This is a genomic window from Acinetobacter sp. 102, from assembly GCF_037028485.1.
GTDB classification, from domain to species: domain Bacteria; phylum Pseudomonadota; class Gammaproteobacteria; order Pseudomonadales; family Moraxellaceae; genus Acinetobacter; species Acinetobacter higginsii.
On the sequence record NZ_JAZEZK010000002.1, the window covers coordinates 192,944 to 206,034 of the forward strand.

The 13,091-nt window shown below is 40.4% G+C and carries 12 protein-coding genes and 1 tRNA gene; 7 read left to right on the forward strand and 6 right to left on the reverse strand.

The window, feature by feature from the left end:
- The first annotated feature begins 49 nt into the window (after nt 1-49).
- The 3 genes from WA352_RS03145 (at nt 50) to WA352_RS03155 (ending at nt 3,542) form a co-directional block, all read left to right on the forward strand.
- On the forward strand, nt 50-1,189 hold the full coding sequence (locus WA352_RS03145; RefSeq protein WP_033133612.1) for a porin: 1,140 nt from the start codon (nt 50-52) through the stop codon (nt 1,187-1,189).
- A 213-nt stretch (nt 1,190-1,402) separates the two neighbouring features.
- Nucleotides 1,403-1,963, forward strand: coding sequence for an undecaprenyl-diphosphatase (locus tag WA352_RS03150; RefSeq protein WP_005322644.1), 561 nt, complete (start codon nt 1,403-1,405; stop codon nt 1,961-1,963).
- Nucleotides 1,964-2,129: 166 nt separating this feature from the next.
- Complete coding sequence (locus WA352_RS03155) at nt 2,130-3,542, forward strand: glutamine synthetase family protein (RefSeq protein WP_033133611.1); 1,413 nt, start codon at nt 2,130-2,132, stop codon at nt 3,540-3,542.
- A 45-nt stretch (nt 3,543-3,587) separates the two neighbouring features.
- On the opposite strand, the gene WA352_RS03160 is transcribed toward WA352_RS03155, so the two are convergent.
- A tRNA-Arg gene (locus tag WA352_RS03160) sits at nt 3,588-3,660 on the reverse strand.
- Nucleotides 3,661-3,729: 69 nt separating this feature from the next.
- On the reverse strand, nt 3,730-5,088 hold the full coding sequence (locus tag WA352_RS03165; RefSeq protein ID WP_004803037.1) for an amino acid permease: 1,359 nt from the start codon (nt 5,086-5,088) through the stop codon (nt 3,730-3,732).
- Between the two features lie 372 nt (nt 5,089-5,460).
- On the opposite strand from WA352_RS03165, the gene prpF reads away from it, so the two are divergent.
- The 3 genes from prpF (at nt 5,461) to WA352_RS03180 (ending at nt 8,282) form a co-directional block, all read left to right on the forward strand.
- Nucleotides 5,461-6,648: a 2-methylaconitate cis-trans isomerase PrpF gene (prpF, locus tag WA352_RS03170; protein WP_033133610.1), complete on the forward strand. Its 1,188-nt coding sequence runs from the start codon at nt 5,461-5,463 to the stop codon at nt 6,646-6,648.
- Between the two features lie 160 nt (nt 6,649-6,808).
- Nucleotides 6,809-7,720 carry a polyprenyl synthetase family protein gene (locus WA352_RS03175; RefSeq protein ID WP_033133609.1) on the forward strand — a complete coding sequence of 304 codons (912 nt, stop codon included), beginning with the start codon at nt 6,809-6,811 and terminating at the stop codon, nt 7,718-7,720.
- Between the two features lie 193 nt (nt 7,721-7,913).
- Entirely contained in the window at nt 7,914-8,282 is a 369-nt protein-coding gene (locus WA352_RS03180; RefSeq protein WP_033133608.1) for an MmcQ/YjbR family DNA-binding protein, read from the forward strand.
- Between the two features lie 47 nt (nt 8,283-8,329).
- On the opposite strand, the gene WA352_RS03185 is transcribed toward WA352_RS03180, so the two are convergent.
- The 4 genes from WA352_RS03185 to WA352_RS03200 all read right to left on the reverse strand — a co-directional run bounded on the left by WA352_RS03185 (nt 8,330) and on the right by WA352_RS03200 (nt 11,450).
- The gene (locus tag WA352_RS03185; protein ID WP_005150204.1) at nt 8,330-9,181 is read right to left on the reverse strand and encodes an SPFH domain-containing protein; all 852 of its coding nucleotides are present in this window, start codon (nt 9,179-9,181) and stop codon (nt 8,330-8,332) included.
- Between the two features lie 19 nt (nt 9,182-9,200).
- The gene (locus WA352_RS03190; RefSeq protein ID WP_005192694.1) at nt 9,201-9,662 is read right to left on the reverse strand and encodes an NfeD family protein; all 462 of its coding nucleotides are present in this window, start codon (nt 9,660-9,662) and stop codon (nt 9,201-9,203) included.
- 181 nt (nt 9,663-9,843) lie between these two features.
- Nucleotides 9,844-10,761 (reverse strand): patatin-like phospholipase family protein, encoded by a 918-nt coding sequence (locus WA352_RS03195; protein ID WP_033133624.1) that lies wholly within the window; start codon nt 10,759-10,761, stop codon nt 9,844-9,846.
- Between the two features lie 62 nt (nt 10,762-10,823).
- On the reverse strand, nt 10,824-11,450 hold the full coding sequence (locus tag WA352_RS03200) for a lysophospholipid acyltransferase family protein (protein WP_033133607.1): 627 nt from the start codon (nt 11,448-11,450) through the stop codon (nt 10,824-10,826).
- A gap of 144 nt (nt 11,451-11,594) precedes the next feature.
- Between WA352_RS03200 and WA352_RS03205 the strand changes: the two genes are divergently transcribed.
- On the forward strand, nt 11,595-12,842 hold the full coding sequence (locus tag WA352_RS03205; RefSeq protein WP_033133606.1) for an MFS transporter: 1,248 nt from the start codon (nt 11,595-11,597) through the stop codon (nt 12,840-12,842).
- The last annotated feature ends 249 nt before the right edge of the window (nt 12,843-13,091 follow it).

Sequence of the window (13,091 nt, forward strand, 5' to 3'; positions counted from 1 at the left end):
AGCGAAATAGAGATTTTTTACACTTTTTTAGATGGTTAGGAACATAACAATGAAGATGAAAATTGCACTCGCGACGATGATGAGTATTGCGACCTGTTCTGCATTTGCAGCACAAAAATTTTATGGAGAGATTGATGCCAGTATTGATTATCTACCAGAAAAAAATGCAAATTCGGCAGATCATGATGTTTGGAAAGTAAATAGTAATAGTTCATTTGTTGGAATTAAAGGTGAAGAAAAATTAACCGAAAATTTGAGTGCAGTTTATTTAGCAGAATGGGCATTTTATGCGGATGGCGACAAAACTGATTGGTCGCAACGTAATCGTTTTGTCGGATTAAAAGATGATCGTTTTGGTACAGTCAAAATCGGTAAACATAATACACCGTTAAAAGATTTATCCAGTCCTGTAGATAGTTTTAATAACTATATTAGTAATAAAGCAGATATCACCGGCATTATGACGGGTGAAAACCGTGTCAATAATGCGGTGGTGTATGATTCTCCTGAAATTGCTTTGAATGGCGGTAATCTGGAAGCCAGTGTCTTGCTTGCAACAGGGGAAAGCCGTGGGATTGAAGATGACAAACGTGGTGGGGTGAATACCGCAGGGCGTGGCTTAGGGGATGCATGGTCTGCATCATTGAGCTATAGTCATCCGGTATTCTTAGTCGGTGTCGGCTATGACAAAGCCATTCCAAGTGATTTCTTGGGGCATGGTCTATTAAATGCAGCTGAGACTGAAACGCAAGTGGATGAAGTGTTCGCTGCTGCGAATACCGTGCGTGTGATTGGTCGTTTGACACCAATTGAAGGGCTTGCCATAAAGGCTCTTTATCAGACATCAAAGATTGTAGATAAGCCGGGCAATAAAGTTGTTGATCCAACAACTTTAGATCCAGAAGGATTTATTCGTAATATTGATGATTCACAAGGTTGGCTGATTGGTGCGGAATACAAATTACCGAAGCAATCGAAATGGACGGTAAAGGCACAATACAGCCAAAACAGTACCAGCTTTAAAAGCAATGAGGCGGATTTCGATGCCAAGCAGTTATTGCTTGGTACAGACTATTCATTTAACAAACAAGTGAAAGTCTATGGCTATGCTGGATACTCAACATTCGAGCAAGCAAGCGCTAAAGACAAGCAACCGATTGCGGGGACTGGTCTAGAATTTAAGTTCTAAATTTCAGTGAATTAACATCAATAAATAGGGTAACTTTGTCCTATTTATTGGTGGCTTTATTTGAAGGGTTTTTCTCGTTGATAAAGCAAGGCTTGACTTAATTCCTTTTAGGATATGTGAATAATAAAATATAAAAATTATTAATAATTTCTTCATTATTCTCCTGTATATTGAGCGCATTGATCTTCATGGATAGTGTGGATAGAAAAGGAAATGATTTTTAAAGATTTAAATATCTCTTTGTTTAATAGTATAAATTCTTTTGCAAAGGAGCATGCCGCGCTAGACAAGGCCGCAATTTTTTTGGCGGAGGATTTAAATACGGTACTGATCAGTTTTCTGGTATTTTTATTGGTCATCCAATGGAAAACATATCATCTTTTATTTGCCAAAACTTTAGTGATTGTGCTGTTTTCTTTACTTTTAAGCGACATTATTGAATTCTTTTATCATCATCCTCGCCCATTTCAAATTGACTTAGGTCATAAGTTAATTGGCCATGGTTCAACTTCATCTTTCCCAAGTCAGCATACGATAACGGTTGTGATTATTGGCTTTTCTTATTGGATGGCGGGCTTTAAAAAGATTGGTTTGATCGGATTATTGTGTAGTGTAGTTGTCGGTCTATCGAGAGTTTTTGTCGGTGTTCATTTTCCCTTTGATGTGATTGGTTCTTTTGTGATTGGTTTTATGCTGGTGGTATCAGTCAATTATGCACTGAAAGAATTGGCAATTAGAATTAGACGTATAAAGCCAGTTCAATTGATGGATTGATATCTGGCCTAAATGAATTTATAAAAAACGGAGCATTGCTCCGTTTTTTATTGTCCGAGTTATAAGAAATTTATTCGATTACCCCAAGAGTTTACGCACTGTTTACGTTACTTCTACCCAAGCCTCAACTAAGCTAAATTTATCTATATAACTTGAGCTTTCAGCTATGAGTGCTGTACTTGTTGAGATCAATCATCCATCTGCGCTTAAAAAGTATATTCAAACGGCAATCTGCAACAATGATATTAATGGTGTTACGCTAAAAAAACGATTTATAGAAGAAGTTGAAACTTATTTAAAACATTATCCACAGACTCAACACGTCGATATTTATTTATGTGACTTAAATGGACATTTACGCGGTAAACGTATAGATGTCGGTTGCCTCAAAAATCTGAGTAAAGGCTGTTATTTTCCATTGTCGATTTATGCTATGAGTTTGGATGGCAAAGTGATTGAAGAGACAGGACTCGGTAAATATATTGGAGAGCCTGATCATTTATGTGAACCTGTTTTAGGCACATTGAAACCACACGCACTTGAGCCAGAAACAACAGCCCAACTACTGCTCAGTATGAAGGATGATCATCAGCAAGATTGCGTATTTGAACCTCGCAATATGTTGAAAAAAATCCTCTCTCAACTTCATGATAAAAGTTACTTTCCCTGTATCGCTGCCGAAGTCGAGTTCTATCTGCATCCCTTAAGTGAGGCTGATGAGGTTGAAGAAACCATGAGCCAATGCTTTGATATTAATACCTCCGATCATTATCAAAATATTCTGAATGAGATCGAAGCAGTCGCAAAACGACAGCGTATTCAAATTACAGGAATCGTTTCTGAATCCTCTTCAGGTCAGTATGAGATTAATCTGCAACATACAACGGATCTATTGAGCTTATGTGATCAGATTATGTTGCTGAAAAGAAGCATCAAGCAGATTGCGAATAAGCATGGACTACGTGCAAACTTCCTTGCCAAGCCTGATATGCATAAGGCGGGCAGTGGTATGCACTTCCATATGAGTCTTTTAGATCAGAATCAGGAGAACCTTTTTAGTTCGGCGCAAGAAAAAATCTCTGACAATTTATTAAAAGCGGTGAGTGGATTACTGTTATTGATGCCTGATTCAATGGCGATTTTAGCGCCTAATTTAAACTCTTTTAGACGCTTTAAATTTGGCAATCATGTGCCACTTGAAGCCAATTGGGGGCTGAATAATCGAAATGTGGCGATTCGAATTCCATGTTCAGATCAAGAAAATCAGAGACTGGAATACCGCGTGGCAGGAGCTGATTGTAATCCTTATTTGGCTGTCGCTATAATTTTGATAGGTACATTGCATGGTCTAACACAGGGATTAGATATTCCAAAGCAAGCGCATCAGTTAAAACTGAAAAGTGAGCATGTATTCTTGCCGACTGAGCAAATGCAAGCATTGCAATTATTCCAAGCCAATTCGGTTTTAATCGAATACTTAGGAACGGACTTTGCCACGCTTTGGTGTACGCTAAAGCAGGCAGAGTATCAAAGTGTTTATAGCCAAATTACTGCCATTGAAAAGAATTGGGATATTTAGCAGCTCAATGTGCTGCTGCAATATAACTAAGATGCTGATGGGTTATGCGCTCAGCGGGACTCGAACCCACGTCGGTCGCTTAGGAGGCAACTGCTCTATCCAGTTAAGCTATAAGCGCATAATTTTATGATTATAAACAAAAAAGTGATTGCAGAAGCAATCACTTTTTAATGAAACCGATTAACTGTTAGTTTTCAGTTTTGCGATTTAAAAACTTATAGAAAATAAACATGGCGACGATCCAGATCGGAATCATCAGTACAGATTCTTTGAAGCCTTGTTGCCACATGATATACAGCACTACAGCAATAAAACCTAATACCAAATAGTTACTAAATGGAGACCATAAAGCAGGGTAAGAGGTTTTAATTTGAGCTTTTTTGATATGACTTCTATATTTCAAATGGGTCAAACTGATCATGGCCCAGTTTAAAACCAGTGCACCAACAACCACATACATCAAATGTCCAAGTGCATCTTCAGGTACAAAGTAGTTTAACAAGACACAACCAAAGATCAGGAATGCCGAGAGCAGGACTGCTGGAACAGGGACGCCTTGTTTATTGGTTTTGGTAAAGATTTTTGGTGCATTACCTTGTTGAGCTAGGCCAAATACCATACGGCTATTGGCATACATACCACTGTTGTATACAGATAATGCTGCTGTCAGGATAATAAAGTTAAGTAGGTGGGCTGCCCAACCAATCCCCATTTGACTGAAAATCATCACGAATGGACTTTTATCTAAGCCACCTAAGTCCAATTGGTTCCAAGGCACAAGTGACAAGAGAATAGCAAGCGAACCCACATAGAACACTAAAATACGAATCACCACTTGGTTAATCGCTTTAGGAATGGTGGTCTTTGGATCTTTGGCTTCTGCTGCGGCCATACCAATCAGTTCAATACCCCCGAAGGCAAACATCAAGAAAGCCAGCATATAGAACAAGCCATCGAAGCCATGCGGGAAAAAGCCGCCATGTGACCACAGGTTGCTAAATGAGGCTGTTGAATTTGCATCCGCAGTGAAGAGCAAGAATAGACCAAACAAGATCATAGCAACGACGGCAGTTACCTTGATGATCGCTAACCAGAACTCTGATTCACCATAGAATTTAACATTGGTTAGGTTCACTGCCGTAATCACGACAAAGAAGAACAATACAGACTGCCAAGCGGGGATTTGTGGCCACCAGTAATTAATGTATTTACCTACTGCCGTTAGCTCAGTCATTGCGACAAGGATATACAGTACCCAATAATTCCAGCCAGTGATAAAACCTGGAAATTTACCCCAATACTTATAAGCAAAATGGCTAAATGAACCTGCAACAGGTTCTTCAACAATCATTTCACCTAAATGACGCATGATTAGAAAAACAATCAAGCCGCCAATCGCATACCCCAAAATAATAGATGGCCCAGCAGACTGGATAATTTGCGCAGAACCTAAAAATAAGCCCGTACCAATCGCTCCACCCATCGCAATGAGTTGGATATGGCGGTTTTTTAGTCCACGCTGAAGTTGAGAAGAATCGTTGTTCAAAGGACTGAGCTCGACGAGGAATTAACTGGATTATTCTAATAGATTCAAAGATTTTCGCCTAGTAAAAGTACAGCGATGCTATGACTGGAAAGTTGTTTTTAAAAGTTATTTAAAATCTTATATTTATATGAACATTAAAATGAAATATGCTGCAATTTTGTACAGTTGGAGAATGCCTTTGTTTTTCCCGACGGATGGAATAGTATTTTTGCCATTGTGAAAGTCTTGAAATCTACTCACTATAATGCACAGATTTTACACATTATGACCAATCCCAAAACCATTGGTCGTATGGTATTTTTGATGGCCGTGCAGTACCTTTAGATTCAAAACCAATCTGCACCAAGAATATGATAAAAGGAAGACATTGACATGAGCTCAGTACCGCAAATAAAAGTCCCAGCAACCTATATGCGTGGGGGGACAAGTAAAGGTGTGTTTTTCAAACTGGATGATTTACCTGAAGCGGCACAAATAGCGGGCAAGGCACGTGATCAACTTCTTCTCCGTGTGATTGGCAGTCCAGACCCTTATGGCAAACAGATTGATGGCATGGGTGGGGCGACCTCAAGCACCAGTAAAACGGTAATTTTGGCAAAAAGTTCTGAGTCAGAACACGACGTTGATTATCTATTTGGTCAAGTATCAATTGATCAGCCGTTTGTCGACTGGAGTGGTAACTGTGGCAACCTAACCGCAGCAGTGGGTTCCTTTGCCATTTCAAATGGTTTGGTCGATGCAGCGCGTATTCCTGAAAATGGGATTTGTACGGTACGGATCTGGCAGAAGAATATTCAAAAAACCATTATTGCACATGTTCCTGTGACCAATGGTCAAGTTCAGGAAACAGGTGATTTTGAACTGGACGGTGTGACTTTCCCCGCAGCTGAAGTTCAGATTGAATTTTTAGACCCGGCGGATGATGGCGAAGAAGGCGGCGATATGTTCCCGACAGGAAACGTTGTGGATCAACTGGTTGTTCCTGAAATTGGCACATTCCAAGCCACATTTATCAATGCAGGTATTCCGACCATTTTCCTCAATGCAGAAGATATTGGTTATCAAGGGACAGAATTACAGGATCAGATTAATGCTGATGCCGCAGCTTTAGCACGTTTTGAGAAAATTCGTGCCTATGGCGCAGTACAAATGGGCTTGATTAAAGATATTTCAGAAGCAGCTGCGCGTCAGCATACCCCTAAAATTGCTTTTGTCTCACAACCGAAAAGCTATAGTTCATCTAGTGGTAAACCCGTTGAGACCAATGATGTCGACTTATTGGTTCGTGCCTTGTCGATGGGTAAATTACATCATGCCATGATGGGAACGGCAGCAGTGGCAATTGGAACAGCAGCAGCTATTCCGGGTACCTTGGTAAATTTAGCTGCAGGCGGTGGTGAACGTGAAGCAGTGCGCTTTGGTCATCCATCTGGGACTTTGCGTGTGGGTGCTCAAGCTGAATTGATTGATGGTAAATGGTCTGTGAAAAAAGCCATTATGAGTCGTAGCGCACGTGTGCTGATGGAAGGTTGGGTGCGTGTACCAGGCGATAGTTTCTGATTTGTGTATTGTGCTATTTGATAAGGCCTTCATTTGAAGGCCTTATTATTTTGAATTGATTCAAAATACAAACACAATTTCCTGATATAAATAGTGTTATGATGTCGCCATTCTGGCAAGTCTTGTCATTTTCCTTTCATTAAGATTTCCCGAGGCAACTGTGTCATCTATTTCTCAAGTTAATGCGGATGTTTTACAACAAGCTCAACAACGTATTCAACAAGATTTATTGACAGCATTGGCTGCATTTTCCATTCCAGAACCTTTAAAAGCCGCCGTTCATCATGCCGTGATGTTAGGTGGTAAACGTGTTCGCCCAGCTTTATGTTATGCAGCAGCATCCTTACAGCCGAATCATCATTTTGCTGCAGCGCGTCGTGCTGCTGTTGCGGTTGAATTGATTCATTGCTATTCATTGGCACATGATGACTTGCCATGTATGGACAATGATCTATTACGCCGTGGTCAACCCACTTGCCATGTGGCATTTGGTGAAGATACCGCGTTATTAGCTGGTGACATTTTACAGTCGATGGCATTTGAGATTTTGGGCAGTCGTTTGTTCGATGAACAGGGACAAGGCACAGAGGCTGCAATCGTTTTAAAGCAAATGCAGATTTTAGCAACAGCCAGTTCAAAAATGGTTTGTGGTCAGGTATTAGACCTGCAAGCGGAAGGTAAGCAGGTCGATCAAACGGAATTAGAGAACATTCACCGTAATAAAACGGGTGCCTTGATTCAAGCGGCGATTATGATGGGGGCAGTGACCATTTTTAATGGGACGGATCAGGCCATTCCGAAATTACGCCAATTTGGACAAACGATTGGTTTAGCCTTCCAAGTGCAAGATGATATCTTGGATATTACTGCAAGCACTGAAACCTTAGGTAAAACCGCGGGTAAAGATGAGCAAGTACAGAAATCAACTTATCCTGCCTTAATGGGCTTAGCACAAGCACAGGCCTATGCACAAAGCCTACATGATCAAGCTTTTGACGCTTTGGCTTATTTTGGTGAAGACGCCAAAGAGTTGGTCGAGATTTCACAGTTTTTACTGGCACGCAAAAGTTAATCTTGCGTCAGCTTTGATCAATTATTGAATGTTATAAAAGACCATCCTTGTATGGTCTTTATTTTTGGAGTCGGTATATACCTTAAGATGATCAACAGCATAGATTTAAGCAGTTTATAAATCATTGTTTTAATATAAAAGTGAATCTAAGATAAATAGATGATCCATAGAAATAACCACAGAGCATCGCTTTATGAATGACGATCAATTAGAACAATGTGCGCTTGAATATGGACAACAACTGGCTTTTTCCATCCAATCACAACCTTTTGGTCCAGACTGTGAGGTCTTTAAGGTCTTTGACAAGGTATTTATGTTGATTGGTGTTTATTCTGGCAAGTTGCTGGTGACGATTAAATGCAAGCCTGAGAAAAGTTTGGAATATCAGGAGCTGTATCCTTCAATTTCCGCAGGTTATCATATGAATAAGAAACACTGGATATCAATTGCTAGTGGTCATGAAATTACAGCTGATTTGCTGCAAGATCTGATTAAAGATTCTTATGATTTGGTGGTGGGAAAACTCCCACTTAAAGATCGAAAGCGAATTCAGAATGTATAAAAAATAAAGCAGCGTTATCGCTGCTTTATTTTGATTGGAAACAGGACTTAGTGTTTGCCCATAATTCCACGAATGGCATTGAGTACATCCGCTGGAAGTACCACAGTTTTTGCATTGCTTGATTTAGAAAGATCTTGCATCGCTTTTACATATTGCTCACCGAGTAAGTAAGCAACAGGGATTTCTTTATCACCGACAGCTGTAGTGACCATTTCAATCGCACGTTGTGAAGATTCCGCAAGAACAACTTGCGCTTCTGCATCACGACGCGATGCTTCCAAACGGCCATCTGCTTCTAAAATTGCAGCTTGTTTTTCACCATCAGCTTTAGTCACAGTTGCACGACGTTGGCGTTCAGCAGCCGCTTGAGCTTCCATCGCTGCTTGCATGGTATGAGATGGCTGAATATCTTGGATTTCAACCGTTTTAAGTGTAATCCCCCAATCTGAAATATCATCAGAAATGGCTGCTTTTAACTTCGCTTTGATATGATCACGTGAAGAAAGCGCATCATCCAAATCCATTTCACCAACGATTGAGCGGAGTGAAGTTTGAACAAGGTTTTGAATTGCCCAAGTATAGTTTTCAATCCCGTACACCGCTTTTTCTGGTGTTGTCAGGTTGATATAAGCTACGGCATTCATCACCAGTACGGCATTGTCTCGGGTAATTACTTCTTGTGAAGGAATATCTAAAACAATATCTTTAGTGGTAATTTTATAAGCAACTTCGTCTACATAGGGGATAACGAAATTGAGACCAGGATTCAACGTAGTATGGTATTTACCCAGACGTTGAACAATCCATTTATAACCTTGGGGAACAATACGAACCCCTTTAAAGATGGTTATAGCAATAAAAGCTAAAAGTGCTAAAACAACAATAGTACCGACAGACATTGAAAACCCTCTTTTGTGTTTATGACGTGCTATGCGGTTGAACGACTAAATCATTACCCAAAATATCAACAACTCGAACGCGATCGCCGACTTGTACAGGTACGGTACAACGGCAATTCCATTCATCATTACCTAAAACAGGCATCGGAAAGCGCACAATAATTTGTCCATGCTCAAGTCCAGTTTGGATCACCATACCCACTTGACCAATGGTTGCTTCACGAGGAAGTCCTGCTTTGGTTTTATCAATGGAGAGAGGTTTGATAAATTTGAACCAAAGAATCGTGCATAAAATAGATAAAATTCCCCAAGTAATCACTTGGGTGGTAAAGCCCATCATTGGGAAAAGCCACAGTAAAATACAGACCATGACTGCTGCTATGCCAAACCATAATGCAGCAAAAGCAGGCAAAATTAACTCTGAAAGAATCAGTAAAATCCCTAATACAAACCAGTGCCAAGGTTCAACTACAAATTCCATAGATTTGCTCGCATCATTAAACGGAGTGGAGGTGAAAAAATATTCACCTTTAGCACTCTAGCAGATCATTATCTTTATGAATATACAAAGATTGTTTTTTTGGAATTTAGGGCTGATGGTCACGAGTAATCTTGCTTGGATTGCAAGTCATTATGCAGATCAACAGCCCTTGAGGAGGGTTTTAGAATTTAGACTTTGGTGCAGGTTTAAGGGCAGCAGGAGAGTTTTTAAATGTCGTAATCGCATTTCGAATTGCAGTGATCTTGGCTTGAGCCGCTTTTTCACCTTCCAAAATTGCTTCATTACTTGATTTAAGATCAAGCGCACCGAGATGACCAACTTTAGGTTGAATCACGACAGTGGCTTGATTGAGCTCCTCATTGATACTTTGTTGTCCCATAATATTAATGGTTTGATCTAATAAGCCCCACATACTGAGCGGTTTACCACCGACTGGACGTGCAGAAATATCTACTGCAATCACAATATCGGCCCCCATATCTTTGGCTGTTTTAACAGGGATTGGGCTGACTAGGCCACCATCTACATATTTGGTATTGCCAATCACCGCAGGCACAAACACGTTTGGAATACTACAAGACGCACGTACGGCTTGACCTGCATTGCCTTTAATAAACTCAGCTTTTTTACCACTATCTAAGCGCGTTGCGACTGCAGCAAAGCGAATTGGAAATTGTTCAATCGGTTTATTGCCGACTTGTGTATTCACATAATTCTGTAGTTTTTGTCCGAGAATAATGCCTTGACTATTTATAGTTAAGTCACGCAAATCAGATTCTTGCAGTTTTAAAGCCAGATTTTGCATTTGATAAGGTGTTTGACCGCTGGCGTAAATACTGCCCACGAAGCTACCTGCACTGGTACCTGTCACGATTTTGGCTTTAATGCCATGAGACTCTAAAACTTTGATCACACCAATATGGGCAAAGCCCTTGGCACCACCACCGCCTAAGGCGAGTGCGATCACGGGTTCACGCGCTTTAATTGCTGTTGTAGAGGGTGTTTTCTTTGCTGTTTGATCACATCCAAATAAAGCCAAGCTAACAATAGCGAGGCAAGACAGTCGAGCAATTTTCATATCAGGTGCAGATAAAATGTACAAAAAGATGGGCACATCAGAGCAGATTTGCCCTCAACTTTCTAGTTTTTTTTCACAAGTTTTTGTAAGGGTTCAGCCAGCCAATCTGGATTCTTTGGTGAGAAGTGTCCGACATAGCGTTGCATGATTTGCGCTAGGTCTTGTTGATAGTGACCTGTCGGAGTGAATGCACCTAAACAATAGATAGTTTTGTGGTCATAATCAAAGGCAAACATCACGATGGGAATCCCAGCGGCATGTGCGATATGATAAAAGCCACTTTTCATTTTTTCGGCTTTTTTACGCGTACCTTCAGGCGCCATGCCGATCCAGATTTTATCGTGTGCATGAATCGTGGCAACGACTTGTTCAGTCAGTCCATGTGCGCTGTCACGACGCACGGGAATCAGCCCAGCCCAATTTAATAACGGCTGAAATGGTGGTTTGAACAGACTATCTTTACCCAAGACGGTAATCTTTAGACCTAAGCCGCCAATGGCTAAAAAGCCATACCAACCATCAATGTTGGAGGTATGCGGCGAGATAATCGCAACAGCTTTGGGTAAATTGGGAATTTCACCTACGACAGTCCAGCCTTGACCGAGAAAAAGTTTTTTACACAATGCACGACTATAAGCAGTCCCACGTTGGGGAACCAACGGAGGTAAATCTGGAAAATGCTGTGGCATAAATCACGATATGTAATGACAACTATAATCATGTTAAACGCTCATGACATCGACTGCATTGGCAAAAAATAAGATTTTATTGCCTTACAGATGAAAGGATTGGATACTTGAGCGACCTTATTGTGCAGCCATGGAAAACTCTAAATGCTTAATCTTCGACAGGTTTACATTTTATTGTTTTCTTTATATTGGGCGCAGGGTTTACCTGTAGGTTTTATGACCCATGCATTGCCTGTAATTTTAAGAGCACAAGGGGTGTCTTTAGCCCATATTGGTGGCTTTGGCTTATTAATGCTGCCTTGGTCGATTAAGATTTTTTGGGCCGCTTATGTGGATCGTTTTGCCTTATCTGGATTTGGGCACTACCGTAGCTGGATCATTCCGACGCAACTTTGCAGCGTTGTTATTCTGATTATTCTCTCATTTTTCCCGATTCAATCCTTAGATCAGCCGATTTATTTATTGGTTTTCTTTGGCTTATTGCTATTCATGAATTTAACTGGTGCAACCCAAGACATCGCAACCGATGGCCTGGCCGTTAATTTACTCAAAAGTGATCAACAGCATTGGGGCAATACCTTTCAGGTGATCGGATCACGCTTGGGCTTTATTGTCGGTGGGGGAGCAGTACTCTGGTGTTTGGATTGGCTGGATTGGCAAAAGACTTTTCTGGCTTTGGCTGCATTGGTGTTGGTCAATACCTTACCAGTTCTGTTTTATCGAGAACCGCACCATCAAAGTAAAGTTGTACTTCAGCAAGCCAGCTCACAATCTTTTATACAGGCAGTCAAAAGCTATTTAAATTATTTCCAGTCTTCTCCAGAGTTAAAAGCATGGTTACTGGTATTGATCAGTTTTAAAGTGGCTGATGGTTTAGCTGGCCCTTTATTGAAACCATTGATGGTGGATATGGGACTGAACTTTACCCAGATTGGGGTGTTTATTACCATGTTTGGAGCGGTTGCTGCATTATTGGGGGCGGCTGTCGCTGGACTATTATTAAAATATTTCTCGAGAAGCTCTTGTTTAATCGTGTTCTCATTTTTGAAATTGATCAGTTTGGGGGCCTATGCCGTTCTCGGCTATGCCTACGAATCACAGTTTCAAATTGCGCCACTTTGGTTGTATGTGGTAAATGCGGTTGAAGATGCTTGTTCTGCAATGCTGCTGGTGGTGATGCTGACACTGGTCATGCAATATAGTCGTAAACAATTTGCAGGAACGGACTTTACCTTTCAGGTCTCAATTATGGCAACGGTCAGTGGTTTGTTGTATTTATTCAGTGGTGTGGTGGGCGACTGGCTGGGCTATGCGGATTATTTGTTGGTGATCTGCATCATTGCAATGCTGTGTTTGAGTCCGATCTTTTATTGGAAAAATAAAGCAAGATAAAGGTCACTTTTTATTACAATTTTTGTGTTTAAAAAACGTATGTTGAAATAAAAACTGGGTACATGACTCGGCTTATATAGGAATGGAATGATTTTCGTCGGATTTTATCATTTTATGAATATAGAGAATTCTGTGAATAAAAATAAAGAAATATTACGATAATTAATTGATATAGATATTAAATTTAGAGTGGATGTTGTCGTAAATAAGTCAATTAGAATGAATAACTGAGTGTATAAAAATTAAACT